At 60.9% G+C, this 24376-nt stretch carries 31 protein-coding genes and 3 pseudogenes; 18 read left to right on the forward strand and 16 right to left on the reverse strand.

The features are described 5' to 3' along the window. Positions 1–48 precede the first annotated feature (48 nt). Together AC25ND_RS08005 and AC25ND_RS08010 are read right to left on the reverse strand one after the other, a co-directional pair. Positions 49–135: pseudogene (locus AC25ND_RS08005) on the reverse strand (c-type cytochrome); the annotation flags it as partial. 5 nt (positions 136–140) lie between these two features. After that, the gene (locus AC25ND_RS08010) at positions 141–632 is read right to left on the reverse strand and encodes a DUF1543 domain-containing protein (RefSeq protein WP_486976220.1); all 492 of its coding nucleotides are present in this window, start codon (positions 630–632) and stop codon (positions 141–143) included. Between AC25ND_RS08010 and AC25ND_RS08015 the strand changes: the two genes are divergently transcribed. The 5 genes from AC25ND_RS08015 to AC25ND_RS08035 all read left to right on the forward strand — a co-directional run bounded on the left by AC25ND_RS08015 (position 631) and on the right by AC25ND_RS08035 (position 3911). Continuing rightward, on the forward strand, positions 631–1062 hold the full coding sequence (locus AC25ND_RS08015) for a hypothetical protein (RefSeq protein WP_486976221.1): 432 nt from the start codon (positions 631–633) through the stop codon (positions 1060–1062). The genes AC25ND_RS08010 and AC25ND_RS08015 overlap by 2 nt on opposite strands. Positions 1063–1358: 296 nt before the next feature. Continuing rightward, positions 1359–1895, forward strand: coding sequence for a DUF3833 domain-containing protein (locus AC25ND_RS08020; protein ID WP_062364394.1), 537 nt, complete (start codon positions 1359–1361; stop codon positions 1893–1895). After that, positions 1892–2197 (forward strand): DUF6482 family protein, encoded by a 306-nt coding sequence (locus AC25ND_RS08025; RefSeq protein WP_028689314.1) that lies wholly within the window; start codon positions 1892–1894, stop codon positions 2195–2197. The genes AC25ND_RS08020 and AC25ND_RS08025 overlap by 4 nt, the downstream gene beginning before the upstream one ends. Before the next feature lie 8 nt (positions 2198–2205). Further along, positions 2206–3732, forward strand: coding sequence for a cryptochrome/photolyase family protein (locus tag AC25ND_RS08030; RefSeq protein ID WP_247284415.1), 1527 nt, complete (start codon positions 2206–2208; stop codon positions 3730–3732). After that, positions 3729–3911, forward strand: a complete 183-nt coding sequence (locus tag AC25ND_RS08035) for a DUF2256 domain-containing protein (RefSeq protein ID WP_486976222.1) — start codon at positions 3729–3731, stop codon at positions 3909–3911. The genes AC25ND_RS08030 and AC25ND_RS08035 overlap by 4 nt, the downstream gene beginning before the upstream one ends. Here AC25ND_RS08035 and AC25ND_RS08040 read toward each other — a convergent pair. Next, positions 3894–4001, reverse strand: a pseudogene (locus tag AC25ND_RS08040) (DUF2878 domain-containing protein); the annotation flags it as partial. The gene AC25ND_RS08035 and the pseudogene AC25ND_RS08040 sit on opposite strands and share 18 nt — an antisense overlap. A 34-nt stretch (positions 4002–4035) precedes the next feature. On the opposite strand from AC25ND_RS08040, the gene AC25ND_RS08045 reads away from it, so the two are divergent. The 8 genes from AC25ND_RS08045 (at position 4036) to AC25ND_RS08080 (ending at position 10624) form a co-directional block, all read left to right on the forward strand. Further along, a complete protein-coding gene (locus AC25ND_RS08045; RefSeq protein WP_486976240.1) occupies positions 4036–4269 on the forward strand; it encodes a hypothetical protein in 234 nt (77 codons plus the stop codon). 78 nt (positions 4270–4347) lie between these two features. Continuing rightward, on the forward strand, positions 4348–5025 hold the full coding sequence (locus tag AC25ND_RS08050; protein WP_213882801.1) for a thermostable hemolysin: 678 nt from the start codon (positions 4348–4350) through the stop codon (positions 5023–5025). Then, entirely contained in the window at positions 5015–6478 is a 1464-nt protein-coding gene (locus AC25ND_RS08055) for an AMP-binding protein (protein ID WP_088852123.1), read from the forward strand. The genes AC25ND_RS08050 and AC25ND_RS08055 overlap by 11 nt, the downstream gene beginning before the upstream one ends. 8 nt (positions 6479–6486) lie before the next feature. Next, positions 6487–7167, forward strand: coding sequence for an iron-containing redox enzyme family protein (locus AC25ND_RS08060; protein ID WP_028689319.1), 681 nt, complete (start codon positions 6487–6489; stop codon positions 7165–7167). After that, on the forward strand, positions 7154–7960 hold the full coding sequence (locus AC25ND_RS08065) for an SDR family oxidoreductase (RefSeq protein WP_028689320.1): 807 nt from the start codon (positions 7154–7156) through the stop codon (positions 7958–7960). The genes AC25ND_RS08060 and AC25ND_RS08065 overlap by 14 nt, the downstream gene beginning before the upstream one ends. Then, entirely contained in the window at positions 7957–8598 is a 642-nt protein-coding gene (locus AC25ND_RS08070; protein ID WP_028689321.1) for a tetratricopeptide repeat protein, read from the forward strand. Before AC25ND_RS08065 ends, AC25ND_RS08070 begins: the two co-directional genes overlap by 4 nt. Positions 8599–8600: 2 nt before the next feature. After that, complete coding sequence (locus AC25ND_RS08075; protein WP_236248181.1) at positions 8601–9263, forward strand: response regulator; 663 nt, start codon at positions 8601–8603, stop codon at positions 9261–9263. Then, positions 9260–10624 carry a sensor histidine kinase gene (locus AC25ND_RS08080; RefSeq protein WP_232853335.1) on the forward strand — a complete coding sequence of 455 codons (1365 nt, stop codon included), beginning with the start codon at positions 9260–9262 and terminating at the stop codon, positions 10622–10624. The genes AC25ND_RS08075 and AC25ND_RS08080 overlap by 4 nt, the downstream gene beginning before the upstream one ends. 260 nt (positions 10625–10884) lie before the next feature. Here the strand turns inward: AC25ND_RS08080 and AC25ND_RS08085 are convergent, their stop codons facing one another. Then, on the reverse strand, positions 10885–11982 hold the full coding sequence (locus tag AC25ND_RS08085) for a mechanosensitive ion channel family protein (RefSeq protein WP_186594927.1): 1098 nt from the start codon (positions 11980–11982) through the stop codon (positions 10885–10887). 72 nt (positions 11983–12054) lie between these two features. Beyond that, a complete protein-coding gene (locus tag AC25ND_RS08090) occupies positions 12055–12555 on the reverse strand; it encodes a DUF4142 domain-containing protein (protein WP_028689325.1) in 501 nt (166 codons plus the stop codon). A gap of 326 nt (positions 12556–12881) precedes the next feature. On the opposite strand from AC25ND_RS08090, the gene AC25ND_RS08095 reads away from it, so the two are divergent. Next, on the forward strand, positions 12882–13046 hold the full coding sequence (locus tag AC25ND_RS08095) for a DUF6021 family protein (protein WP_167388388.1): 165 nt from the start codon (positions 12882–12884) through the stop codon (positions 13044–13046). Between the two features lie 77 nt (positions 13047–13123). Here the strand turns inward: AC25ND_RS08095 and AC25ND_RS08100 are convergent. Further along, positions 13124–13216 (reverse strand): annotated as a pseudogene (locus AC25ND_RS08100) (protease); the annotation flags it as partial. A gap of 152 nt (positions 13217–13368) precedes the next feature. Here AC25ND_RS08100 and AC25ND_RS08105 point away from each other — a divergent pair. After that, positions 13369–13611, forward strand: a complete 243-nt coding sequence (locus tag AC25ND_RS08105; protein WP_182322595.1) for a hypothetical protein — start codon at positions 13369–13371, stop codon at positions 13609–13611. Then, positions 13608–14405, forward strand: a complete 798-nt coding sequence (gene xth / locus AC25ND_RS08110) for an exodeoxyribonuclease III (protein WP_050705374.1) — start codon at positions 13608–13610, stop codon at positions 14403–14405. Before AC25ND_RS08105 ends, xth begins: the two co-directional genes overlap by 4 nt. On the opposite strand, the gene AC25ND_RS08115 is transcribed toward xth, so the two are convergent. The 6 genes from AC25ND_RS08115 to AC25ND_RS08140 form a co-directional block, all read right to left on the reverse strand. Next, positions 14402–14668 carry a hypothetical protein gene (locus tag AC25ND_RS08115; RefSeq protein WP_081791533.1) on the reverse strand — a complete coding sequence of 89 codons (267 nt, stop codon included), beginning with the start codon at positions 14666–14668 and terminating at the stop codon, positions 14402–14404. The genes xth and AC25ND_RS08115 overlap by 4 nt on opposite strands. Positions 14669–14745: 77 nt before the next feature. Next, the gene (locus AC25ND_RS08120; protein ID WP_028689328.1) at positions 14746–15210 is read right to left on the reverse strand and encodes a PA2171 family ribosome-binding persister protein; all 465 of its coding nucleotides are present in this window, start codon (positions 15208–15210) and stop codon (positions 14746–14748) included. A 144-nt stretch (positions 15211–15354) separates the two neighbouring features. Further along, positions 15355–15798 carry a DUF421 domain-containing protein gene (locus tag AC25ND_RS08125; protein ID WP_096048037.1) on the reverse strand — a complete coding sequence of 148 codons (444 nt, stop codon included), beginning with the start codon at positions 15796–15798 and terminating at the stop codon, positions 15355–15357. A 9-nt stretch (positions 15799–15807) separates the two neighbouring features. After that, a complete protein-coding gene (locus AC25ND_RS08130) occupies positions 15808–16314 on the reverse strand; it encodes a hypothetical protein (RefSeq protein WP_178080965.1) in 507 nt (168 codons plus the stop codon). An 11-nt stretch (positions 16315–16325) separates the two neighbouring features. Then, positions 16326–16829, reverse strand: coding sequence for a CinA family protein (locus AC25ND_RS08135; RefSeq protein ID WP_028689331.1), 504 nt, complete (start codon positions 16827–16829; stop codon positions 16326–16328). A gap of 361 nt (positions 16830–17190) precedes the next feature. Further along, complete coding sequence (locus AC25ND_RS08140; RefSeq protein ID WP_028689332.1) at positions 17191–18048, reverse strand: SDR family oxidoreductase; 858 nt, start codon at positions 18046–18048, stop codon at positions 17191–17193. A gap of 194 nt (positions 18049–18242) precedes the next feature. Here AC25ND_RS08140 and AC25ND_RS08145 point away from each other — a divergent pair, with 194 nt between their 5' ends. Both AC25ND_RS08145 and AC25ND_RS08150 read left to right on the forward strand, forming a co-directional pair. Next, on the forward strand, positions 18243–18767 hold the full coding sequence (locus tag AC25ND_RS08145; RefSeq protein ID WP_016486361.1) for a hypothetical protein: 525 nt from the start codon (positions 18243–18245) through the stop codon (positions 18765–18767). A gap of 79 nt (positions 18768–18846) precedes the next feature. Then, positions 18847–19161 carry a DUF6555 family protein gene (locus tag AC25ND_RS08150; RefSeq protein ID WP_028689333.1) on the forward strand — a complete coding sequence of 105 codons (315 nt, stop codon included), beginning with the start codon at positions 18847–18849 and terminating at the stop codon, positions 19159–19161. Here AC25ND_RS08150 and AC25ND_RS08155 read toward each other — a convergent pair. The 4 genes from AC25ND_RS08155 to AC25ND_RS08170 all read right to left on the reverse strand — a co-directional run bounded on the left by AC25ND_RS08155 (position 19127) and on the right by AC25ND_RS08170 (position 24353). Beyond that, positions 19127–20377, reverse strand: a complete 1251-nt coding sequence (locus tag AC25ND_RS08155; protein WP_349738532.1) for a zinc-dependent alcohol dehydrogenase — start codon at positions 20375–20377, stop codon at positions 19127–19129. The two genes, AC25ND_RS08150 and AC25ND_RS08155, sit on opposite strands and share 35 nt — an antisense overlap. A gap of 255 nt (positions 20378–20632) precedes the next feature. Continuing rightward, positions 20633–22831, reverse strand: a complete 2199-nt coding sequence (locus AC25ND_RS08160) for a xanthine dehydrogenase family protein molybdopterin-binding subunit (RefSeq protein WP_062364380.1) — start codon at positions 22829–22831, stop codon at positions 20633–20635. After that, positions 22828–23829: an FAD binding domain-containing protein gene (locus AC25ND_RS08165; protein ID WP_062364378.1), complete on the reverse strand. Its 1002-nt coding sequence runs from the start codon at positions 23827–23829 to the stop codon at positions 22828–22830. Before AC25ND_RS08165 ends, AC25ND_RS08160 begins: the two co-directional genes overlap by 4 nt. After that, positions 23826–24353, reverse strand: coding sequence for a (2Fe-2S)-binding protein (locus AC25ND_RS08170; protein ID WP_062364377.1), 528 nt, complete (start codon positions 24351–24353; stop codon positions 23826–23828). The genes AC25ND_RS08165 and AC25ND_RS08170 overlap by 4 nt, the downstream gene beginning before the upstream one ends. Positions 24354–24376 lie beyond the last annotated feature (23 nt).

Below are 24376 nucleotides of genomic sequence, written 5' to 3' on the forward strand. Positions count from 1 at the left end.
TTGAGCAGGCAGCCTCCCACCTGGCTGTTGCGCAGCTTGCTGGCCGCATCACTTGGACATGTAGTCGATCACTGCCTGGTAGTCCTCGGCGGTGCAGTCCATGCACAGGCCTCGCGCCGGCATGGCGGTGAAGCCGGTCTTCAGAGCAGGATGTAGTCACTGAACTGGCGGATACCTCCATGCTCGCCCTTGACCAGATGCACATAGCGTCCCGCCACCAGATCGACCGGCAGACAATCGTCGACGTCGAGCACCGCGTCGGTATGCGGCTTGAGCCAACCAGATGCCATGCGTTGCTTGCCCAGGCGCTTGGCCTCGGCCTTTTCGGTGGCCGCCACCAGCAGGTAGCGATGCGCTTCACCGAATACCTGCCGTTCATAGCCGCCCAGGTTCAGGAAGAACAGGCGCATGGTGCCGGGGCCCGGAGCCACCTGGCTCAGTTCGACGCGATAACCATCGACACCGGCAACTTCCAGCCAGGAGTCGATGTGCAGGCCGTTGGCGCTGCCGAACCAGGCTTCGCGCAATTGCGGATAGAGCTGTTCCAGCGTATCGGCCTGGGCGAAGACCACATCGTGGACTTCGATGTGGGCTCGAGGGTGACGACCGCCGAGCATGACGATGTAGAGCATGATCAATCCTTCAGGGCAGCAAAAAGCGCTGTGGTGTGAACACTACAACGCTGTTCGCCAAGCACGCAATCAGCGTAACGGTTGCCTGAACACTCCGTGCAGACGTCGCCAGGCCAGTACGACACCACTGCGCGCAATGACCAGGCCACTGATGCTCATGGCAACGAGCAGGCTTTCGCGTAGCAGTCGCCTGGCCAGCCGGCGTTGTCAATCCCAGCTATACAGCAGTTTGAACAAACAGCGGCCGAACCGTTGCGTGTGCGACTACCTCGCCGTTCGGCGTTTCGCCTGGGCACTTTGGGGCGACTTTGGCGTGCTCATAATCACGCTTTGTGTGTTTGCAGCAAGTTTGCGTGAGGGCTATGCGTTGCTGACCTTGGCATTCGTGCCTGTCGATATTGCGGACTTGGCGATATTGCTAGTGACCTGATCGAGGTCTGGCGCTGTCCATCAAAATCTATACGGTTGCAGCGAAAAATTGTACAAGATGCTATTGTTGTACAGTATTTGCGTGCGATCGAGGTCATCATAGCGCACCGTACTCGTTGGACTTGCCTTTGTCTGTTACTGGTTATCTTCTCGGCGGGCGCGAGCTGGAGGGCCGAGCTGCCTGGTGCGCAACGGCTCGGGAGTGGTGAGTTTCTTCTCCATCTGGCTAGACCCACGCTCCAGGGGCCCGCAACTGCGCCTGCTTGGGCTGGCTAGCAACGACTGAGGAACATGAACATGTACAAAGTACTGTTGCTGGTTTCCTGCATGCTTCTGGGTAGCTGCAGCAATGTCGTTGTCGAGCACTATGCCCAGGAGCAACCGAAACTCGACCTGGCTGCATACTTCTCGCGACCGGTGCAGGCCTGGGGGATGTTCCAGAAGCGTTCCGGAGAAGTGGTTAAGCGGTTCCACGTGCGTATCGACAGCCGCCGCGATGGTGAGCGGCTGATCCTCGACGAACATTTTCTCTATAGCGATGGCACTCGCCAGCAGCGTACCTGGACACTGGTGCCAGACGGCCCTGGTCGCTGGCGCGGAACAGCAGGAGATGTGATCGGCGAGGCGCGCGGTGAAGTAGCCGGTAACGCGTTGCGATGGCGTTACCAACTGGACCTGCCAGTTGACGGGCGGCACTGGCAGGTAGACCTGGACGACTGGATGTATCTGATGGATGACGACACTCTGATCAACCGTTCAAGCATGAGCAAGCTGGGCATCGAAATCGGCCAGATCACCCTGTTTTTCCGCCGCCAGCCAGAGGGCACACAATGAACCTGATAGCGCTTACCCAGCTGGTCTCGACCGGCGCAGCAAAGGAGCTTGAACTGCTGTCGCTGGAGGGTGGCTTCTACCTTCTGCGCGCCTTGACCGACGCCGGTCCCGTGACATTGAGCGACGCTCATGGGCAGCCTGTTCGCGTGCGTTCCACTACCGAGCTGCGGCAGCTGTTGGCCGACCTGCCACCCGTGCCTTGCATGCTGGTACAGCAGGTGGTGCATGATGAGATGTGCGGGCAACGTGACGGCCCCATTGCGCCGCTTCGCGTACCGGTCACGCTCACCAGCCAGTGGTAGCCAGAACGATGCGCCTGGGCCTTGTGCTGGGTGACCAGCTGTCGTTCGACCTGGCGAGCCTGGCTGCCCTTGACCCCGCCCGCGATGCTGTTCTGATGGCGGAAGTGGAGGGTGAGGCTCGCTATGTGCCGCATCATCCGCTCAAGATCGTGCTCATCTTCAGTGCCATGCGGCACTTTGCCCAGACCCTGCGTGAGCGGGGTTGGCAGGTGCATTATGTCGAGCTCGATGCTGACGGCAACAGCGGCAGCATCGTTGGCGAGTTGCATCGCTGGCAAGAAGCCCTGGGCGCCACGCAAATTCACCTGACCGAGTGCGGGGAATGGCGCCTGGAGCAGGCTCTGCGTGATGCCGGATTGCCCCTCGTGTGGCATCGCGACACGCGTTTTCTGTGCTCCCGCGAAGCCTTTGCGCGCTGGGCCCACGAGCGTCGTCAGCTGCGTATGGAGCACTTCTACCGGGGCATGCGCAAGCGAACCGGCCTGCTTATGCAGCCCGACGGCAGCCCGGCAGGTGGGGCCTGGAATTTTGATGGTGACAACCGCAAGCCCCTGCCTCGCCAGTTGCGTGGGCCGTTCGCTGCGCATTTCGCGCAGGACGGGATCACAGCAGCGGTGGTCGCCTTGGTACGACGGCGCTTCAGCGACCACTACGGGGACATCGACGGCTTTGACTACCCCGTGACCCACGCCGAGGCAAAGCAGCTGTGGCAGCACTTTCTGGATTTTGGCCTGGCGGCTTTCGGCGACTACCAGGACGCGATGGCCGAGGGCGAGCCGTACCTGTTCCATGCGCGCATCAGTGCGGCGCTCAACATCGGGCTTCTGGATGTGCGATGTGTGTGTGAAGAGGTCGACAAGGCCTGGCGCGAGGGGCGGGTGCCGCTTAATGCAGCTGAAGGCTTCATTCGCCAGTTGATCGGCTGGCGCGAGTATGTGCGCGGTATCTATTGGCTGCGCATGCCTGAGTATGCCGGGCTCAATCACCTGGGCAACGACCGAGCGCTACCTGAATTCTATTGGACCGGGCGCACCCGCATGCGCTGCATGGAGCAAGCCATCGGGCAGACCCTGCGGTTGGGCTACGCGCACCATATCCAGCGGTTGATGGTGACCGGCAACTTCGCCTTGCTGGCGGGTATCGTGCCTACCGCGATTTGCGAGTGGTACCTGGCGGTATATATGGATGCCTTCGACTGGGTCGAGCTGCCCAACACGCTTGGCATGGTGATGCACGCAGACGGCGGCTACCTGGGGTCCAAGCCATACTGCGCCAGTGGTCGTTACATCCAGCGCATGTCCGATCATTGCCAGGCGTGCAGTTACAAGGTGAATCATGTGATCGAGGACGACGGCTGCCCGTTCAATGCCCTGTACTGGCATTTCCTCATCCGCCATCGCCCCCTGCTGTCGCCGAACCCGCGCTTGGCTCTGGTTTATCGCAGCCTTGATGGCATGACTGCTAGTCGGCGCGATGCCGTGTGGCAGCGTGGCCAAGTACTGTTGGCGCAGCTTGATGCGCAGCAGCCGTTATGAAAAAGAGTCTTTTGCCCAGCAAGGTCTGCGTGGGATGTGATCGGCCGTTCAACTGGCGCAAGCGCTGGGCCCGCTGTTGGGACCAAGTGCGCTACTGTTCAGAGCGATGCCGCAGGTCAGCGCCGCGCCGCGACGCGCGCGAGCAGTGGCATGGCCAAGGCCTAAATCGGCATCAGTAGCAGGCCGGTTTGCAGCGCGCCAAGCGGCAGGGCGACATCCTCAAACCTTGCGCCGCCTACGTAGGCCAACGGGCCACCCCGTGCACCCATCCCTCTTGAAGCGCGCATCGTGGCGCTGTGCAATGTGTATGACGCCTTGTGCATGCCCCATCCCTACAAACCCAGGTGGAGCGCGCAACGCGCCCAAGCCTTCCTCCTGGAGCAGTCAGGGCAGCATTTTGATCCGCATTTGGTCCAGGTCATCCAAGGATGCTTCGAGCAAATCGAGCAGTATTTCGAATCATCCAAAACGGCACAGGGCCTTCGCCTACAAAGGTGGGTGTTTGTGGCAGTTAGCCGTCAGGCCGAATTCACCTGAAGTCGAAAACGTCACTTCAGATTCTATTCAGATTCGACCCCGATAATCCCCCCGTCGAACCCAATCGGGGGGAGTTTCATGACCGAATCTCAATGGAGCAGTCTGCTCCCGCTACCCATCGGTAGCCATGCCGACCACCGCGCGCAGCTTTCACTTTATCTGGAGGGAGATCCTTCACGTGCGGATCTTGAGCAATTCATCCACGCGTGCTTTGCCGCCGTGCATCAAGCGAATGTGCAGCATTACCTACCAGAACTCTTGGCATTGCATGATAGCCACGGCCGCCTGATCGCCGCGGCCGGCATGCGCCCGGCCAGCCAGGGTCCAGTATTTCTCGAACGGTACCTGGACGTGCCTTTGGAAACCGCCGTTTCTCAAGTTGCGGGTATTTCATTGGATCGCACCTGCATAGTCGAGGTAGGAAACCTGGCCTCCCTCAGCGCTGGCAGTGCTCGCATCATGATCATCGCTGTCACGTGGTTGTTGGCCAACCGCGGCCTTGAGTGGGTCACGTTCACTGGGGCGGCGACACTGATAAACAGTTTTCAACGGCTTGGGCTTACGCCCTGCGTGTTGGCCGCCGCCGATCCCGATCGCCTACAGGGGCAGATGGATCAGTGGGGGACCTACTATGACCAACATCCGCAGGTGTTTGCCGGAAACATCGGCTATGGCTTCGACGCCCTGACCCGAGCCGGCGTGTTCCAAAGGCTGGGTTTTCCAGTGCTCGCCGAGGAGACTGGCCATGCCGCGTGAACTGGAGCGGTTTCAAGAGCTGCTGATGTCGTTCGCCCGAGATCATGCCGGTGCCGTGGCGGTGAAAGGTGATGCTCACAGCTACACATACCGGCAGTTACTCGGTGAAGTGGGACTGCGAGCCCATGTGCTGCACCGGCAACCTGCTGGGGCATTGGTGCTGGCCCTGGATAACGGCCCTGATCTGCTGTTCTGGGACCTGGCAGCCTTGTTCGCGGCGCGCCCCTGCGTGATCGTGCCGTCGTTCTTCAGCGCGACGCAGTTTGATCACTGCATTGCCCAGAGTGGTGCTTCAACCGTGCTTTGCACGACGCAGTGGGAGCCGCGACTGGTCAGTGAGGGGTTTGTTCAGGAAGGTGAGTTCTGGGTGCGCGAGCGGTTGGCCAGCGCCCGATTGCCTGATGGTACCGCCAAGATTACCTACACCTCTGGCAGCACCGGGCACCCTAAAGGTGTCTGCCTGAGCGCTGACGCCATGCTGCGGGTAGCACGGGAATTGGAGGCGGCAAGCCGGCCCACTGAACCGCAACAGTACCTGGCCGTGCTGCCTTTGGGCGTATTGCTGGAGAACCTCGGCGTATATGCCGCACTGATGGCGGGTGCCTGCGTACAGCTCTATCCGCAGCATCAGTTGGGCATGGGCGGGGCAAGTCAGGTGGATTTCAAGCGACTGCTGGGCGCCATTGCCCTCAGTGGTGCGCAGAGCCTGATCCTCGTTCCGCAGTTGCTGATGGGGCTGGTCACGGCCATCGAGCGCGGGTTGATGCGCGTTGGCCCACTGCGTTTCGTGGCGGTGGGCGGTGCCCGGGTATCGCCAAGCCTGCTAGCCCGGGCCGAGGCGGTCGGGTTGCCGGTGTTCGAAGGCTACGGCTTGTCGGAGTGTGCCTCCGTGGTCGCATTGAATCGCCCTGGTGCCGTACGCCACGGCAGCGTCGGCCAGCCATTGCCCCATGTGCAAGTGCGTATTGCCGACGACGGCGAGGTGCTGGTGGCCGGCTCGACACTGCTTGGCTACCTTGAGGACGCCCCGGTGACCCAGTCCTGGTGGGCAACGGGCGACCTGGGCCACCTCGACGAAGAAGGCTATCTGTTTCTCGATGGACGCAAGAAACACCAGTTCATCACCAGCTTCGGGCGCAACGTCAACCCGGAGTGGGTAGAAGCCGAACTCACCCAGAGCGGCGTCATCGCCCAGGCATTCGTGCATGGCGAAGCCTTGCCGCACAACCTGGCTCTGCTTTGGCCTCTTGACCCTGCCGCCAGCGACGATGCCATCGAACAGGCCGTGCAGCAGTGCAACGCGCAGTTGCCCGACTACGCCCGGGTACATACCTGGCGGCGCTTGCCGGCCCCCTTCAGCACCCGTGACGAAACCCTGACTGCCAACGGCCGCCCGCGACGCGAGGCGATCCTGCAGCACTACCAAACCCTGTTATCCGACATCTCGTTGTGAGGCTCCCCATGTCCTTTTTCGACACCCTGCAACTACAAACAACCCAAGAGCGTCAGGCGTTGTTCGCCGTGCCGGTGATCCGTGACGCCCTGGCCGGCCAGGTCAGCCTGGACAGTTACATTGCCTTCCTGACCCAGGCCTACCACCATGTCCGCCACACGGTTCCGCTGATGATGGCCTGTGGCGCGCGCTTGCCCTCGCGCCTGGAGTGGCTGCGCGGCGCGGTGTGCGAGTACATCGACGAGGAATACGGCCACGAGCAGTGGATCCTCAACGATATCAACGCCTGTGGTGGTGACTGGGAGGCGGTGCGTGATGGTCGGCCGGCGCGGTCGATCGAGCTGATGGTCGCCTACCTCTACGACCTGATCGCCCGCGGCAACCCGGTCGGGCTCTTCGGCATGGTCAACGTGCTCGAAGGCACCAGCATCGCCCTGGCCACCCAAGCGGCGGGCACGATCAAAACCACACTGAACCTGCCTGACAAGGCGTTCAGCTACCTGAGCTCCCATGGGGCGCTGGACCAGGACCACATGGTGACCTACAAGCAACTGATGGACCGCCTAGATGATGCCGCAGACCAACAGGCCGTCATCCATGCGGCGAAGGTCGTCTACCACTTGTACACCGAAATGTTCCAAGGCTTGCCGCGCGCGGGGCAGCTAGAGGTGCATCATGCGCTTGCCTGAGTCCGTGGTGATCCTCACCGGTGCCAGTGGCGGCATCGGCCTGGAGCTGGCCGAACAGTTGTGCGCTGCCGGCGCCCAGGTACTGGCTGTCAGTCGGCACATGGGCAAGCTGGCAGGCTTGATGAATCGCTACCCGGATCGCCTGCGTTGGCAGGAGGCCGACTTGCGCAGCCAGGCGGGGCGCGAACAGGTCGTGAGCCGAGCCCGCGAGATGGGCACTGTCAACGTGCTGATCAATGCGGCCGGCGTGAATCGCTTCGCCCTGCTCGACCAATTGGACGAGCACGCGCTCGACGAGCTGCTGGACATCAACCTCAAGGCACCGCTGCAGCTGACGCGGGCCTGCCTGCCGCTGCTGCGTGCTCAGCCCAAGGCACTGGTGGTCAATGTCGGGTCCACCTATGGCTCGATCGGCTATCCCGGCTACGCCACCTACTGCGCCAGCAAGTTCGCCCTGCGCGGCTTCTCCGAGGCACTGCGGCGCGAGCTGGCCGACACCACGGTCAACGTCTTGTATGCCGCCCCCCGGGCGACCCGTACCGGCATGAACAGCAGTGCTGCGACTGCGCTCAATCAAGCGCTTAAAGTCGGCATGGACGACCCGGCGGATGTTGCGCGCGCCGTTCTCGCGGCGGTGCAGTCCGAGCGCAGCGAACTTTACCTGGGGTGGCCGGAAAAGCTTTTCGTGCGCATCAACAGCATGTTGCCGGGCGTGGTCGACCGCGCACTGCGCAAGCAACTGCCCGTCATTCGGCGCTATATCGCTAACCACTCCAAGGAGTCGATCAAATGAAGCGTCTGTTCGTCGCCAGCTTGTTGGCATTCGCACCCTTGACCTGGGCATTGGACCAGGCAGGCACACAGCACCTGAGCGATCTGCAGCAGCACTGGGCGCAGATCCAGTACCAGGTACCCAAGGACAAACGTGCCGACGCCTTTGAAAAGCTCTCCGCTGACGCGGCGGCATTCGTTCATCAGTACCCCGGATCACCTGAGCCGTTGATCTGGCAAGGCATCATCGACAGCAGCTGGGCGGGCGCCACTGGTGGCCTCGGCGCACTGGGCAAGGTCAAGGCGGCGAAGGCCAGTCTTGAGCAGGCCATGAAACTGGACCCCAATGCCCTGCAGGGTTCGGCCTATACCAGCCTGGGCACTTTGTACGACCAGGTACCCGGCTGGCCAATCGGTTTCGGCGACACCGACAAGGCTGACGCCCTGCTGCGCAAGGCGCTGCAAATCAACCCCAATGGTATCGACAGCAACTATTTCTGGGCCGATCATCTGTATCGGCAAAAGCGCTACCCTGAGGCTACTGCTGCTCTGCAGAAAGCCTTGCAGGCCCCGGCCCGGCCAGGGCGTGAGTTGGCTGACCAGGGCCGGCGTGCCGATATCGATGTTTTAATGAAAGCGATCAAGGACAAACAGGACTGAACATGCGGCTGCTGCTGGTTGAGGACGACATTGCACTGGGAGAGGGCATCTGCGACGGCTTGCGCCAGGAAGGCTATACGCTCGACTGGTTGCGTGACGGCGTCAGTGGCTTGCATGCGCTGCAGCATGAAACCTTCGACCTGGTGATCCTGGACCTTGGCCTGCCGCGCATGGATGGCCTGGAACTGCTGCGGCGGCTGCGCGCCGGCGGCGACAGCCTGCCGGTGCTGATCCTCACCGCGCGGGATGCGCTGGACGACCGCATTACCGGGCTTGATGCCGGTGCCGATGATTACCTGGTGAAACCTTTCGACCTCAATGAACTGAAGGCACGCTTGCGCGCCTTGCTGCGGCGCAGTGCGGGGCGGGCGAAGGTAGTGGTCGAACATGCCGGGGTCAGCCTCGACCCCGCCACCCAGCAAGTGCACTACAACGGTGTCGAAGTGGTGCTGACCCCGAAGGAGTATGTGCTGTTACATGAACTGTTGGCGCAACCCGGCAAGGTATTCACCCGCGAGCGCCTGACCCAGCTGCTGTATGGCTGGGACGAAGAGCCCGAGAGCAATACGCTGGAGGTGAACATCTACCACCTGCGCAAGAAGCTGTTCAACGGGTTGATCCGAACGGTACGCGGCATCGGCTACCTGGTCGAGGCCAAGGCATGAGCTCGCTGCGCCAGCGCACACTGTGGCGGGTGATGTTGTTGCTGCTGCTCGGCACCGGTCTGCTGGCTCTCTACAACTACCACGATAGCCGCCGCGAAATTAACGAGGTGTATGACGCCCATCTCGCCCAGAACGCCCGCCTGCTGCAGGGTGTCATGAGCCTGCCAGTGCAGGACGGCTCGCGTGAGGCGCTCTACCGGGCCTTCAACGAAGCGTTGGGCAGGGCAGGGCGACATCAGGTGGGGCACCCTTACGAAAGCAAGCTGGCTTTTCAGGTCTGGCAGGTCGGCGGAGCCCTTCTGGTGCATACACCCAGCGCGCCAGCGTTCGATTCGCCACCGACGGTACCAGGCTTCTACGACTTCACCAGCGGCGGCGAACAATGGCGCGGTTTCGTCTTGCCGGTGCCGGAAAAACGCTGGGTGATCTGGGTCGGCGAGCGTGATGACGTACGCTACGACCTGATCGACCGTATTGTCCGCCATACTCTGTTCCCGTTCCTCCTGGGCAGCCTGGCATTGGCGCTGTTGGTCTGGGCGGCGATCGGCTGGGGGCTGCGGCCGTTGCAGAACATGGCCAATGTCATCCGCGCGCGCCACGCCGACTCCCTTGAGCCATTGCAACTGGTGCCGCTTCCCTCGGAGCTTGAGCCGATGCAGGCCGCCATCAATCGCCTGTTGGCGCAGATCGAGGACCTTTTGCGGCGTGAGCATCGGTTCATTGCCGATGCCGCTCACGAAATGCGCACGCCGCTGGCCGTCCTGCGCCTGCATGCACAGAACGCGCTGGCCGCCAGCAACGACATGGAGCGGCAAAAAGCGCTGGGGTTCCTGATGGGCGGGGTCGACCGGCTGACCCGGGTGGTCAACCAGTTGCTGACACTCGCCCGCGTCGAGCCGAAACTGGGGCAGCGTGCCAGTACCTGCGTCGACCTGGCTGAGGTGGTTACCGAGACCTTGGCTGAGCTGACCCCGTGGATACTTGATCGCGGCCTGGAGCCCTCGCTGGAGATCGGTGAAGGCGACCATCACCTGGCGATCGATGCTGGCGCGTTGGGCATTGCGCTACAGAACCTGGTGTCCAACGCGGTTGAACATTCACCTCCGGCAGGCCGCATAACCGTATCACTCAGGCGTCTGGATGGCGCCTTGGAGCTAGTGGTCGAGGACGAGGGGCCAGGTATCGATGAAGCAAGCCTTTCTCGTGTATTCGAGCGCTTCTATAGCCGCAACAGCCCGAATGGCGCCGGCCTTGGTCTGTCGATCGTTGCGACCATCATCGATCGCCTGGGCGGGCAGGTCCGGTTGGAGAATCGAGCGGGCGGGGGACTGGCCGCCACCTTGCTGCTGCCAAGGGATTGAGTCCATCGGCACATGCGCTGGCCAAGTCCTGCCGATGACCTGCGGCGCAACGCAACGTTGATAGCTTCAGACTGCGCCGCCCGGGCTTGAACTGGCACTGAGCCTCGCCGCCGGTGCGGCGAGGCCAGGAGGGCAGCAGTTGTGCGACTGCCTGGCCATCCTTCTGGCGGCGTTGGTCTTGTGCACGATCAGGTACATCGGTGGGGACGGCATCGGGTAAACGCCCACCTGGCCGAGATGGGCCAAAATGCGACCCGCCGTCACAGTACCTGAGACTGAACGAAGGGTTGCGGCAGCGCCGTAACTTTGATGGCACGCACTGGCACGGCAAATTTGGCGCCGATTCGGGTGAAGCGTTCGAGCAGGTGAAAGTTGATGGCCTGTTGAATATCCATGTAGAGGTTATAGCCAGGGTCTCTCACGATATAGACGCATTCGAACTCCAGCGCCTCTTTGCCAAAGCCGCGCAAGTGAGCGCGGTCGAAACGCACCTGCTGCTGGGCCTTGATCGCCTCTTCGACGATGGCGGGCGCCTGTTTCACCGCCTCGGTGGGCGTGTCGTAGGACAAGCCGAACTCGAACACAATACGTCGTTCCTGCAAGCGCTTGTAGTTCTGGATGGTGCTGCTGATCATGCTGGCATTGGCCATGACGATCTGCTCACCGCCCAGGCTGCGGATGCGAGTAGTCTTCAGCCCAACATGTTCCACCGTGCCGGCCAGTGGGCCGATGACGATGAAATCACCGACTTCGAAGGGTTTGTCGACGGCAATCGACAATGAGGCGAACAGGTCACCCAGGATGTTCTGCACGGCCAGGGCCACGGCAATGCCGCCCACACCCAGGCTGGCCACGAAGGCGGTGATATTGACGCCGAGATTGGACAGCATGGCCAGCAACACTACCGACCACAGCAGCACCCGTGCCCCCCAGGCCGAAAGCGTGGCCAATGCACTGCCTTGATACAGGCCGTCGGCGCTGTGCCGGCTGAAGTAGCGTGTCAGCCCCAGCGCGATGGCGCGATTGACCCAGAGGCCGATCTGCAAGGCGGCGACCACGAACCACAAGCTACTGACCCGGCCCAACCAGCGCTCGGGCAGGTCCAGCATGCTCAAACCGACCAGCAGCGAAGCGAGCAGCAGCAGGCTGTTGCTGGTACCAGCCAGTACCTTGGCCAGCACCTGACTCATCGCCCCGTCATGTTCGGACCAGCGCTGCACCCGGCGCATCAACAGGCCGATGACAGCTCTGGCAATCACGAACGTCAGCACGGCAACGCACAGCGCTACCAACAGGTTGAGGATGGAAATGCCGAAGAATGTGGTGGCGGTGAACAGTTCGATGATTCGATCATTCATGGGGAGCCCACCTCCAGATGGCTCAAGGCAGGGCCGCAAGGCGGCCCCTGGGATTGCGCGGTGACGTGTGGGTTACTTGCCGTGGGTGGCTTTCAGCGCCCTGGCCTGTTCCAGATGGTGTTGCAGCGTTGGCAGCTTGTCGCTGGCAAAGGCCTTCAGCTCAGGCTTGTCGGAGGAGGCGGCCTCTTTCTTGAACAGTTCCACGGCCTTTTCGTGCGCGTCGACCTGGTTATTGACGTAGGACCGGTCGAACGACTCCTCGCGCCATTCGAGGATCATCTTCTTGACCTTGTCGGTCAGCGCCGCCTCGTCGGGCACGCTGATGTCCAGCTTGCGGGCGATATCACCGAGTTCCTGGTTGGCTTTGGTATGGTCTGTAACCATTTGCTGGGCGAATTGCTTGATGTCTGCGCTTTGGCTCTTTTCGTGCGCCAGGTTGCCGGTGACCACTTCGGCGATACCGGCTTCAGTGGCCGCATCGACGAAATCGTCCGAAGACGCTGCCTGTACCTGCAGCGAAGCCAGGCCCATCAACAGGGTTACCCCGGCGATTTTCAAGAATGGTTTGTTCATCTTTCACTCCTTCGCTTGGTGGCTGCGACCTCTATGCCGCAATCGGTTGAGCCGTAGGAGCAGGTGAAGGTTTAGTTTTTCTCGAATAACCGGCCACTGTGAGGGCGCAACCGGCGTTTTGGGCACCGCTCATCCACTATGTCGCAATCAGAACGAACTCACGGGTACCGTTCAGACTTGTCCAGCAGATGGCATGTAGAAGGAACTTTACCGATCTTGCGATCCTCCACCGGATGCGAGTGCTTCACCGAAATATTTCATGAACAGCCCGTTCAGAAAGGGGCAAGACCCTGACGGTGAATACATCACACTCCGGAGACCGCAAAATGAACAAATCCGACGATCAGCAGCAGAAAGGCCCCCATTCCTCCGATCATGCAACGACTGATCAGGACCTGGGATTCGATCCGGACTCTCCAGACCTGGACGACCCTCAAGTGGACCCCCAAGGCCCAGCGAAAGCGCCCAGGGATGTGGAAAAGAAACCGTGAGCTTGCCTACCCTGAATGTTTGCCTGAGCAGAACAGTAGGTTGAAGTGTTTGCTAGCCCACGGTTAGCAAGTGAACAAGCAAGGGCTTGGATCAACCGATCATTGAAGGCGGGTATATCATCCGGCATGCGGCGGGTGATCAGATTCCCGTCCACCACCTCTTCATCTACTTTCGCCAGGTGTGGACGTGGGACGTCTCGGACGGAGTGAGAAGTTCCATCGCACTACTTCATCGGTAGGGTTGCTAACCGTCTGACCGTTGCGGTTGAACATTGCGCGGTGCTTGGGCTCTCACTTGCAGGGATAGAACGAGGCGGCCGTCATGAGCATCGAACGCAGCATTCCTGAACTTGAAGCCTGGTACGCGCAGTACGACGACATCAGCTACCGGCGCGAATCGCCGGACGCCTACCACCATGAACTGGTTCGCACCGCCGAGGCGCTAAGGGACGATGGTGCCATTGACTGGGATGACTGGTTGGCGCTGAAGGCACTGGCCGACGAGGCTCATATCCGGGCTCTGGGAGATGCCGTGCAGGCTCATGTGAGCGACCCTGACGCATGAGAGCGCTGAAGATCGCCACCTTCAATATCAATGGCATCCGCAGCCGCCTGCCCGCGCTGTTGGCCTGGCTGGAGCGGGAGCAGCCGGACATTGCCTGCTTGCAGGAACTAAAGGCGGCCGACCAGCAGTTTCCTCGCCAGGCCATCGAAGCGGCAGGTTATGGCTGCCTTTACCAGGGGCAACCCTCCTGGAACGGTGTGGCGATCCTGGCGCGCGATAGCGAGCCGCTGGAGGTACGTCGCGGGCTGCCCGGCATGCAGGACGATCAGCAGAGCCGCTATCTCGAAGCTGCGGCGCACGGTGTACTGGTGGGCTGCCTTTACCTGCCCAACGGCAACCCGCAACCCGGCCCGAAGTTCGATTACAAACTGCGCTGGTTCGAGTGCTTGATCAAGCATGCCCAAACACTGCATGTCAGCAGCCATCCTGCGGTATTAGCGGGGGACTTCAACGTTGTGCCCACCGATCTGGACATCTATAACCCGCGCTCATGGCTCAAGGACGCGCTGCTGCAACCTGAATCGCGGGCGTTATTCCAAGAATTGTTGGCCCAGGGCTGGGTCGATGCTGTTCGTCACCTTTATCCCGAGCAGCGCATTTACACGTTCTGGGACTATTTTCGCAATCACTGGGCGCGTAATGCCGGGCTTCGTATCGATCACCTGCTGCTCAACTCGGGTCTGAGCCCTTATTTGAAGCGGGCGGGCGTGGATGCCTGGGTGCGCAACGAAGCCAAGGCCAGTGATCATGCGCCGGTCTGGATCCAGTTGGGCGGGCGCCGCCAGCAACGCTAGGCTGTTCCCTGCAACGTGCGGGCAGCTTGCAGTTGTGTGTTTTTTCGCCACCCTCGCAGATTCATGGCACAGAGGCACAATTGCAGGATGATCAATGCCCAGGCTTCTGCTTGCCAGCCCCAGACGGCCCACAGAACGTTGCTTGCAAGAAAACAACAGAAACCTGCCTTCCTGCGCCCCGGACGGCGTGAACCGATGCACCAGGCTGCCAGCACGGTCATTACCATGGCGGGCCATTCAAGTAAGCCAATCCAATATTCCATGAAACCTTCCGACTGATGATGGGTAGCTGAAACTGATCACCTGCCAGCGTACTGAGCGCTGGCAGGTGATCGCTTGACTAAGCTGCTCGCTGCTCGCCCTTGAGCATCTTTTTCTGCATTTCCATGGTTTGCCCCAGCTCCTCGAGGGTGTCCTTGCTGAGCAGCTTCTTCGCGGTGGGGAAGAGTTCGCCTTCCTCTTCCTCGATGTGATGCTCCAACAACTCTTTCATGACCTTGACCCGCCCGGCGAATTCGACGGTGCCGGTTTCGGTATGCAGGAGGTCGGGTAGGACGAGGGAGTCGACAGTCCGGTGTTCTTCCTTGGCCTCGTAGTACATCTTCGCTTCTTCCTTGCCACCCGCTTGCTTGATGGCCGGGTAGAGTATTTCTTCCTCGAGCGTGGTGTGGATCCGCAACTCCTGCTCGATCCTGTGAAGTAACTCGGCCCGTTTCTTCACTGCGCGCTCGGTGGTGGTCGACAGTTCTTCGAGAAGTTTTTTCACCAGCTTGTGGTCTTGAATCAGTAAGTCGATAGCGTTCATTGGCGTTACCTCATCACGGATTGAGTCAAGAACTTGCTCGTGGTTGAGTACGCGCAGAGTGACAGGGTTCAATGCTTACGATGGCTGGCATCATCGCGTGTGCATGCGAAGCGATGGACGTAGCTTTACTGTTGCCAAAAGGCCTCACTTGGCAGGAATGATCGAAATCTTTCCATTGCGTTCGACGATGGCGAACTTGACCTGCTCAATGTTCTCGATGCCTTGGCTGTCCCGCGCTGACTCGAGGATATCGTCCTCCGTGAGGCGTACCCGGCGCATGCGGTGATGCAGAAAGCGCCCATTCTCGACAACCAGGGTAGCGTGCCCATCCAGAAACCTGGCCAAGGGCTTGGAGTTGAGCTTCGCGAGCGAAAGACCGACGTCCAGGACGATCAGCGTGGCAATCACCAGCATGGCATTGGTGAACGAAAAGTCCTCGCCCAGAAGCGCCTGCTGGGTGGCCTCCCCGATGATCAGCAGCAAGACGAAATCAAAGGTCGTCAGGTCGGCCAGCGAGCGCCGCCCGGCTACGCGAAACAGCAGCATGAGGGCGACGTACATTCCGGCTGCGCGGAGGATCGAATCCATGACGCACCCCTAGGGGTAAAGGAATGTGGAGAAACGAACGGCGCTTTTGGGGCCAGCCCTGACGATGCCCTCCAGAGTGCCTACGTGCTCACTTCGAAGGGTCAGGTACAAGGTGGCCACGCCATCTTGCCTTGTACCCAATTGGAACAGCATGGCCTGGCCATGTGACATCGACCGTTGCGGCTCCGGTTGTAACGTCTCGATACTGGCGTCACGAAGCAATGATCCTGCGAGTTGCACCTCTACCGGCTGACCAGGGGTACCCTGAACGGTGATGAAAAGGCTATCTGTCGTGCCGCTTCGGCTGAGGCGCTGATACTCAACCCGTACCCTGCCATCCTGGCTCACCACCTCGGCATCGCTCAACGGGCCATTACCGAACAGGCCTGCCAAGGCAAGCAGTACCATGGTCACGAGTACATACCACCCCACGCGCTCAAAGCGCCAGACGCGCTGCTGCATCGGCATGTCTTCTTGAACAGGGTGACGCCGGGATACCAGTTCATCTTCCGACATGATCACAGCCCTCAAGCGCGCTCACCGTGTAACCAGCGCTGGTGATAGTGGGAAACCTGGGTCAGACCGAACAGGGCGCCTTCGCGCATGACTTCAGATCGCTCGCCGAAGAACCGTCGAGTGCGCGTGAAAACGGCAATTGGATCGCCGGCGAAAGCCCACGCAAAGCACATCGTCCCCGGCGGTATTCCGGATTCGGGCGCCGGGCCGGCTACCCCGGTGGTGGCGATAACCACATTGGCATCGCTGTCTCGCAAGGCGCCCAAGGCCATTTCCCAGGCCACTGCTTCGCTGGTCAAGCCGTATCGTTCGATGGTTTCGGCGCTGACGCCCAGCAGGCGTTTCTTGGCGCTGGGTGAGTAGACGACGTAGCCGCTTTCCAGCACCTCTGCGGTACCCGGTACCGCCGCCAGCAAAGCCACCATGCAGCCCGCAGTGCACGATTCTGCTGTGGTCAAAATCAGTTTGTTGTTCTTGAGATAGCCGAGGGCGGCCAGTACAGGGTCGTTTGCCATTCCAGTGTCGACTCGCTTGTTTGCGGTGGACGCGATCCTGGGGTATTTGGTTCATCGCATCTATTGCCCGGCTATCTCGAGAAGTGAATGTGACGTGAACTTTGCCCGTGCTTCGGCTTCCCTAGTTCAAAGGCAATGGCAGGAGAGCAACATGAAGAAAGTGAGCGATAGGCAAAAGGAGTCTGCGCAGACGAGGCCGCATGGGGAAGAAGAGCGAGACAACGATGCTCATCGTCCGGATGGATCCACCGGTACATCACATGACTCGACAGCGCAAAAAACGGCCCGTGATCACGATCGGCACAAACACTGAATCTGCCCCGCAAAAGGGAGGCCCGCCAGCACGGCGAGCCTCTTGGCGCTAAAGTATCGGTTTGCCGCCAGTCACCGCGTAACGTGAGCCACTGATGTAACTGGCCTGGTCGGAGCCCAGCAGCACGTAGATCGGCGCGACCTCGACCGGCTGCCCCGGGCGCCCCATCGGGTAGCTGGAACCAAAGTTCTTGACGGCCTCGTCCGGCATGGTTGCCGGAATCAAAGGCGTCCAGATAGGGCCTGGCGCGACACTGTTGACCCTGATGCCTTTCTTGCCCAGCAACTGAGCCAAGCCAGCAGTGAAATTGGCAATGGCCCCCTTGGTCGTGGCATAGGCCAGCAGGCTGGGGGATGGATCGTCGGAGTTGACCGAGCTCGTATTGATGATCGAACTGCCCTTGGGCATGGAGGGTAGTGCCGCCTGGCAAATACGGAAGATGGCGGTGATATTGGTATCGAACGTTTTCACCCATTCATCATCGTCGATTTCCTCCAGGGTCTCATGGGACATCTGGAACGCCGCATTGTTGACCAGGATGTCGATACGCCCGAACTGGCGGACGGTCTTTTCGACGATGTCGTAGCAGTGCTGTTTCTGCGCCAAGTCTCCGGGTAACAGCAGGCATTGACGGCCCGCGGCCTCGACCCAGCGCGCGGTTTCTTGCGCGTCTTCATGCTCATTCAGGTAAGCGATGGCGACGTCTGCACCTTCACGGGCATAGGCGATCGCTACTGCCCGCCCGATGCCGCTGTCTGCTCCGGTGATGAGCGCGATCTTGCCTTCGAGTCGATTGTGACCGGTATACGACTGCTCACCACAATCCGGGTAGGGTTCCATTTTGCGCTGTGAGCCGGGGACATTTTGAGGCTGTGAAGGGAAGGGCGGGGTAGGGAAGTCTCGCATGGTAGAAGCTCCTGCAGTTGAGAACGTTCATACCGGTTCGAAAGGCCGGGCCCCGGCGTGTTGGTTTCAATCTGCGGTTGATACGACGAGCGGTGGGGATACCAATCCAATTGAATTTCACGCCCCATCGCCGTTCTACCGAGCTCAGCTCCAGGCGCATCTCGTCGTTCGGAGCCCAACTCCCGGAGTAGCAAGTGCCTCGAATCATTACCCCAACGACCCCTGAACACGAGATCAGCGAGCACAATGCCAGGATGTTTGGTTCTCCCAAGGAGCGTCTGGACTTTTACCGGCGTGAGATCCAGTACGAAACCAGCATCCTGGCCAACCGCACCGACGCCTACCTGGCGGCGCAGTCATTCCTGGTCATCGCCTTCGTCTCCTCCATGGGCAACCTAAATCAAGGATGGGGCGAGATGTTCACCCTGATCGTGCCCGCGTTCCTCGCCCTGCTCGGGGTATTGAGCTCGCTCAATGCCTGGCCTGGCATCCGTGCGGCCTACAACATCATCGATCATTGGCAGCTCAAGCAAAGCCATCTGCTGCGCAGCGAGCCGTTGATGGGGTTGGCTTACGACGAATCGCCGCTGTTCTGCGAGGCGGAAACCTCGCGTGCAGGCCATCGGAAATCACTGCTGTTCTCGCTGCGCACACCGTGGATCTTTCTGGTGTTCTGGGTGCTGCTGGGTAGCTACTCGGTGTACATCCAACTCGCCTGACAGTCCGCTGCATGGATTGGCTGCGCGTCGTCCTGCGAATCCGATGGAATTATCTCTTCCAGGAGTCGCTCAATAGCGTATGAACCAGGGAGCGGATCTTGTGCCAGCACTTCAATTGTACGTAATCGAGTATGACCTTCACGGTGACCATCGGACGTTCATCATCCGCCTGGAGAAAATGGACAACGCCGTGGCTTGGCACTGGGCCAGTTGCGATGCCGGCGTTGGCATCATCCCAAGATTCAGTCAGCAGAAAATCAAGTTGGTCAGTCGACCGATGGCCGAGCGCTACGGCATCGCCAAGGTGAAGTGGCGGCTCGCTGGCGATGGCCCTGAATTCGTGGCGCCACCTATCGACGTCAAAAAGTTTTCGGGCGTTGCTGGAGGTAGTTGAAGCCCAGAGCCCGATCCATCTGCCCAGGGCTCAGGGTGCCCGCTGCAGCGCCTGGCACGAGGATGACCTTGCGACAGTCATCCTGCTTCTGATCGAACAACTTGTAGCCCATGGCTGCTTCTTCGAGGGCCAGGCGGTGAGTGACGATCAATTCCGGTTGTAGACGTCCTGCTTCGATGTGTTCCAGCAGTTCGGGCAGGTATTTCTGGACATGGGTCTGGCCCATCTTGAAGGTAAGGCCCTTGTCGAACGCGTCGCCGAACATGAATGCGTGAATGAAGCCCGCGTACACACCGGGGACACTCACGACGCCGCCACGCCGCACGGCTGCAATGCTCTGGCGCAATGCTTTGCCACTGCTGCCTTCAATCTTCAGGGCCGTCATCACCGTTTCGGCAGTGCTGCCCTTGGCCTCGAAACCGACCGCGTCGATCACCGCATCGACCCCGCGCATGCCGGGTGTCTGACGAATGATGCTGTCGGCTGGATCGTCGTCCTGCTCGAAATTGATCGGTATGACGCCGTAAGCCTCGCGGGCGTAGGCCAAGCGGTAATCATTGTCATCGACCATGAAGATGGTCTGAGCGCCGAGCATTCGCGCGCAGGCTGCGCTCAGCAAGCCCACTGGCCCGGCGCCGTAGACTGCCAACGTTGAACCCGGGCCAATCTCGGCATTGATGACCGCCTGCCAAGCGGTGGGCAGAATGTCCGAGAGGAACAGCACCTTGTCATCGGCCAGGTTTGTGGGCACTTTGAACGGGCCGACGTTACCCTTGGGTACCCTCACGTAATCCGCTTGGCCACCAGGGATTCCGCCATAGAGATGACTGTACCCGAACAGCGCGGCGCCCGGTGGAATGCCTTTCTTGTTGATGATCGAGCCACGACCTGTGTTGGTGGTTTCGCAGGCAGCGAACAGATCACGCTGACAGAAAAAGCAGTGGCCGCAAGCGATCACGAAGGGAATCACAACCCGATCGCCGATCTGGAGATTGGTGACGGCACGCCCTGTGTCTTCGATGATGCCCATGAATTCATGGCCAAAGATATCGCCCGCTTCGGTTTCTGGAATTTTTCCTCGGTAGAGGTGCAGGTCGGAACCGCAAATGGCCGTAGCGGTGACCCTGAGGATGATGTCGTCTTCTTGCTCGATGATGGGATCAGGGACGTTATCGACTCTGACGTCGTTTGCTCCGTGGTAGGTCAGTGCTCTCATGAAAGTCAGCTCCTGCAGCCGCGTGTTTGCGTTATCGGTATGCAGGGGAAGCCATGGCGGACAGTAAAGTTCAGACCAACAAGTCTGGCGGTACTGATTTGCTGCAGCCCCGAAAATTGGCGGAACCATTCAGATCATGCTGGTATCTGAGCAATCATCGTCGTACCGAGGAGCGTGAGGTGCTGGTGCGGACGATCCTGCCGACCTGGCTGCTGCTGACCGCAAAGCGGGTGGGGGGACTTGGCCCCCGCCCGATCAGAGCACTTTGTCGAGCGTGATCGGAAACTCCCTCACACGCTTGCCTGTGGCATGGTAGACCGCGTTGGCCACCGCAGCGGCCACCCCGACGACGCCGATTTCGCCCACGCCCTTGGACCCCAGTTCGTTGACAACATCATCGTGCTCTTCAACGAAGATCACTTCGATATCCCCACAGTCTGCATTGACCGGAATGTGGTACTCCGCCAGGTTGTGATTGACGATGCGGCCTAGCCGATGGTCGGTCAACGCTGCTTCGTGCAGGGCCATGCCCACCCCCCACACCACGCCACCCAGGATCTGACTGCGCGCGGTTTTCGGGTTGACCACCCGTCCTGCGGCCACAGCGCTGACCACCCGGGAGACCTTGATCGTGCCAAGCTCTTCGTCGACGTGGACTTCCACGAATACCGCCGAATGGGTGGCGGTGGAGAATGGTTGGCGCCTGGCGCCGGGCTCGGCGTCGATCTGCACTTCGAACGCACCGGCGGGTGCGCTGGCGACGATGTCCGCCAATGCCAGGCGATGGCTGCCAGCGTGCAGATAGCCGTCGGCGAAAGCGATCTGCTGCCCGGCAGTGCTGGCCACCTGGGGGTGCATGTTGCGCGCGTGTGCCAGCACCTTGGCGCGCAGTACCTGGCAGGCCTGGCGCACGGCCGAGCCCACCGACGACACCGTGAATGATCCACCCTGAAGCGGTGCGGTGGGGAGTGAAGAGTCACCCAGCACGAAGGTGACATCCTGCACCCTGACGCCAGCTGCCTCGGCGGCGATCTGGGTCATGACGGTATAAGTGCCGGTCCCGATATCGGTGGTGGCACTGCTGACGGTGAGATGGCCCTGGGCATCGATGCGCGCCCTGGCGCTGGCCTTCATCTGCATGGCTTCCCAGACGCCGCCGGCCATCCCCCAGCCGACCAGCTGGTTGCCATTGCGCATGCTGCGCGGTTGGGGAGTGCGGTTATGCCAGCCAAAACGTTCGGCACCTTGCTGGTAGCACGCCAGCAGTTCCTTGCTGGAGTAAGGCTTGCCCTCGTTGGCGTTGTTGGCGGCGAAATTGCGCCGGCGCAGATCTACCGGGTCGACCTGCACTGCACAGGCGAGCTCATCCATGGCGCATTCCAGCGCAATCATCCCGGACGCAGCCCCAGGTGCCCGCATGTCCAGCGGGGTGTACACATCGAGCGAGGCCAGGCGATAGCTGAGCGCAACGTTGTCGCATTGGTAAAGCATGCCACTCCATTCCACCAGGTGCTCGGTGAAGTCCTCGAAGCGGGAGGTCTGGCCAAGCGCATCATGAGCGATCGCCAGCAAGCGCCCGTTTGCGTCTGCACCCAGGCGCAAGCGTTGCTCGGTGCGGGGCCGGTAGCCAAAGGTGAACATCTGCTGGCGTGTCAGGGTCACGCGCACCGAGCGCTTCAGGTGCAACGCCGCCATCACTGCCAGCGGCAACTGGTACTGCGGGCGCAAACCCGAGCCGAAGGCGCCGCCGACGAATGCCGCGCGCACACGGATGTTTGCCTTGGGCAGGCCGAACACCTTGTGCAGGTAGTCCTGGCAGTTCTGCGTACCTTGGGTCTTGTCGTGGATTTCCAGGGTGCCGTCGGCCTTGTAGTGCACGGTCGACGCATGGGGCTCCATCGGGTTGTGGTGCTCGTTTGCCGTCAGGTAGGTGGCATCCACCTGCACCGGCGCCCTGGCAAACTGCCCGGCGAAGTCGCCACGCGGCGCTGGCGTTTCGGCGGGTGCCGCATGCGATTGTTGGCAGGCGCCCAGGTCTGTCTGGTGAGCCTGCTCGGCATAGTCGATTTTGATCAGCGAGCCTGCATAGCGGGCCAGTTCCAGGGTTTCGGCGATCACCAGCGCCAACGGTTGCCCACTGTACAGCACTCGATCATTGAACAAAGGCCGAAACGGTGAGCCCTCGGCAGTGTCGGCATCGCTGTAGTCGTTGTCATAACTGGATATAGGCGGGCGATGGCCATGGTCGAGCACGGCGATTACCCCGGGCACGCGCATGGCCTGCGTACTGTCGATGTCGAGTACCCGGCCGCGGGCAATGGTACTGGACACGACGCTGCCGTGCAGCAGGCCCGCCTCGGGGTATTCGCCCGCATAGCGGGCCTGCCCGGTGACCTTCGCCACACCGTCCACGCGGTCCAGGGGTGTGCCGACGACGGGTGTGCTTGTGATCATGGTCGTGCCCCCCTGACAGCGGCACCGCGCGCCGCGTCATCCAATGCCCGTACGATGGCTCGCTGGGCGAGGGTCACCTTGAAACCGTTGTGGCTCAGGGGTTGTGCACCTTGCAGCAACGTTTGCGCGGCGCGGGTGAAGAGCGCTTCAGATGGCACCTGGCCAGCCAGCATGCACTCCACAACCGGGTCCCGCCAGGGTTTGTGGGCAACGCCGCCCAGCGCAAGGCGCGCCTGCCGGATCACTTCGCCATCGAAATTCAAGGCGGCAGCGACGGACACCAGCGCGAACGCGTAGGAGGCGCGGTCGCGTATTTTCAGATATCGAAAATGATGTTCGAACATCGGGGGCGGCAGCTCGATGCCAGTTACCAGCTCAGCGACTGCCAGTTGATTGTCGCGTTCGGGCGTGCCCCCGGGCAGACGATGGAAATCCGCAAAGGGTATCTCCCGTTTACCCGACTGCCCTGCTACATGCACCACGGCTTCAAGCGCTGCCAATGCCACGCACATGTCCGAGGGATGGGTCGCGACACAGGCATCGCTGGCACCGAGAATGGCATGGATGCGGTTCGACCCTTTACGCGCAGGGCATCCGCTGCCGGGCTCACGTTTGTTGCAGGGGGTGCCGGTGTCGTAGAAGTAGTAGCACCGGGTACGTTGCAGCAAGTTGCCACCGGTGCTGGCCATGTTCCTCAACTGCGGTGACGCCCCGGCCAGGATCGCGTCCGACAGCAGTGGATAATGCTGCTCGATCATCGGGTGCCAGGCCAGCTCGGCATTGCTCACCAGAGCACCGATCAGTACACCGCCGTTCGAGGTGGGATGGATACCGTTCAGCTCAAGGCCGGTGATATCGATGAGCCGCTCGGGACGAACGACGTTTTCCTTCATCAGGTCGACAAGGTTGGTGCCCCCGGCGATGAAATGCGAGCGTGTGTCAGCCAAGCTCACCGCTTCGCGGACTGATGCGGGCTTGCAGTAGTTGAAGGGCATCATGAATTTGGCCCTCGTTGCGGCTGGGCTGCGCCTCTTATCAACGGCAGCGCTTCCTCCACCGCTGCGACGATGTTGCCGTAGGCACCACAACGGCAAAGGTTGCCGCTCATCTGCTCGCGGATGGCCTCGCGGGTGTCGGCACGTCCTTCGTGCACAAGCCCGACCGCAGAGCAGATCTGCCCCGGGGTGCAGTAGCCGCACTGGAACGCATCGTGCGTAATGAAGGCGCGCTGCATCGGGTGCAGGGCGTCACCGTTGGCCAGCCCTTCGATGGTCACCAACTCGGCCCCGTCACACATGATGGCCAAGGTCAGGCAGGCATTGACGCGCTTGCCGTCGCGCAGCACCGTGCAGGCACCGCACTGACCATGATCGCAACCTTTCTTGGTGCCGATCAGGTCCAATTGCTCACGCAGCAGGTCGAGCAAGGTGACCCAGGGATGCACCTGCAGTGTTCGGGGCTGACCATTGAGGGTCAGACAGATGGGGTGCTCTGCAGCCCCGTTGGAAGCGATCGCGCTCATGGTAGGTCCTCACGGTCAGGGTT

Source organism: Pseudomonas sp. P110(2024), from assembly GCF_057480795.1.

Bases quoted from the DNA above. Each gene is read 5' to 3' on its own strand.
- AC25ND_RS08010 (WP_486976220.1), bottom strand. From the start codon at position 632: ATGCTCTACATCGTCATGCTCGGCGGTCGTCACCCTCGAGCCCACATC.
- AC25ND_RS08155 (WP_349738532.1), bottom strand. From the start codon at position 20,377: ATGAGAGCACTGACCTACCACGGAGCAAACGACGTCAGAGTCGATAAC.
- AC25ND_RS08140 (WP_028689332.1), bottom strand. From the start codon at position 18,048: ATGCGAGACTTCCCTACCCCGCCCTTCCCTTCACAGCCTCAAAATGTC.
- AC25ND_RS08165 (WP_062364378.1), bottom strand. From the start codon at position 23,829: ATGATGCCCTTCAACTACTGCAAGCCCGCATCAGTCCGCGAAGCGGTG.
- AC25ND_RS08075 (WP_236248181.1), top strand. From the start codon at position 8,601: ATGCGGCTGCTGCTGGTTGAGGACGACATTGCACTGGGAGAGGGCATC.
- AC25ND_RS08105 (WP_182322595.1), top strand. From the start codon at position 13,369: ATGAGCATCGAACGCAGCATTCCTGAACTTGAAGCCTGGTACGCGCAG.
- AC25ND_RS08015 (WP_486976221.1), top strand. From the start codon at position 631: ATGATCAATCCTTCAGGGCAGCAAAAAGCGCTGTGGTGTGAACACTAC.
- AC25ND_RS08160 (WP_062364380.1), bottom strand. From the start codon at position 22,831: ATGATCACAAGCACACCCGTCGTCGGCACACCCCTGGACCGCGTGGAC.
- AC25ND_RS08050 (WP_213882801.1), top strand. From the start codon at position 4,348: ATGACCGAATCTCAATGGAGCAGTCTGCTCCCGCTACCCATCGGTAGC.
- AC25ND_RS08055 (WP_088852123.1), top strand. From the start codon at position 5,015: ATGCCGCGTGAACTGGAGCGGTTTCAAGAGCTGCTGATGTCGTTCGCC.
- AC25ND_RS08030 (WP_247284415.1), top strand. From the start codon at position 2,206: ATGCGCCTGGGCCTTGTGCTGGGTGACCAGCTGTCGTTCGACCTGGCG.
- AC25ND_RS08060 (WP_028689319.1), top strand. From the start codon at position 6,487: ATGTCCTTTTTCGACACCCTGCAACTACAAACAACCCAAGAGCGTCAG.
- AC25ND_RS08095 (WP_167388388.1), top strand. From the start codon at position 12,882: ATGAACAAATCCGACGATCAGCAGCAGAAAGGCCCCCATTCCTCCGAT.
- AC25ND_RS08025 (WP_028689314.1), top strand. From the start codon at position 1,892: ATGAACCTGATAGCGCTTACCCAGCTGGTCTCGACCGGCGCAGCAAAG.
- AC25ND_RS08130 (WP_178080965.1), bottom strand. From the start codon at position 16,314: ATGTCGGAAGATGAACTGGTATCCCGGCGTCACCCTGTTCAAGAAGAC.
- xth (WP_050705374.1), top strand. From the start codon at position 13,608: ATGAGAGCGCTGAAGATCGCCACCTTCAATATCAATGGCATCCGCAGC.
- AC25ND_RS08065 (WP_028689320.1), top strand. From the start codon at position 7,154: ATGCGCTTGCCTGAGTCCGTGGTGATCCTCACCGGTGCCAGTGGCGGC.
- AC25ND_RS08080 (WP_232853335.1), top strand. From the start codon at position 9,260: ATGAGCTCGCTGCGCCAGCGCACACTGTGGCGGGTGATGTTGTTGCTG.
- AC25ND_RS08090 (WP_028689325.1), bottom strand. From the start codon at position 12,555: ATGAACAAACCATTCTTGAAAATCGCCGGGGTAACCCTGTTGATGGGC.
- AC25ND_RS08115 (WP_081791533.1), bottom strand. From the start codon at position 14,668: ATGGAATATTGGATTGGCTTACTTGAATGGCCCGCCATGGTAATGACC.
- AC25ND_RS08085 (WP_186594927.1), bottom strand. From the start codon at position 11,982: ATGAATGATCGAATCATCGAACTGTTCACCGCCACCACATTCTTCGGC.
- AC25ND_RS08035 (WP_486976222.1), top strand. From the start codon at position 3,729: ATGAAAAAGAGTCTTTTGCCCAGCAAGGTCTGCGTGGGATGTGATCGG.
- AC25ND_RS08020 (WP_062364394.1), top strand. From the start codon at position 1,359: ATGTACAAAGTACTGTTGCTGGTTTCCTGCATGCTTCTGGGTAGCTGC.
- AC25ND_RS08125 (WP_096048037.1), bottom strand. From the start codon at position 15,798: ATGGATTCGATCCTCCGCGCAGCCGGAATGTACGTCGCCCTCATGCTG.
- AC25ND_RS08120 (WP_028689328.1), bottom strand. From the start codon at position 15,210: ATGAACGCTATCGACTTACTGATTCAAGACCACAAGCTGGTGAAAAAA.
- AC25ND_RS08170 (WP_062364377.1), bottom strand. From the start codon at position 24,353: ATGAGCGCGATCGCTTCCAACGGGGCTGCAGAGCACCCCATCTGTCTG.
- AC25ND_RS08135 (WP_028689331.1), bottom strand. From the start codon at position 16,829: ATGGCAAACGACCCTGTACTGGCCGCCCTCGGCTATCTCAAGAACAAC.
- AC25ND_RS08070 (WP_028689321.1), top strand. From the start codon at position 7,957: ATGAAGCGTCTGTTCGTCGCCAGCTTGTTGGCATTCGCACCCTTGACC.
- AC25ND_RS08150 (WP_028689333.1), top strand. From the start codon at position 18,847: ATGAACCAGGGAGCGGATCTTGTGCCAGCACTTCAATTGTACGTAATC.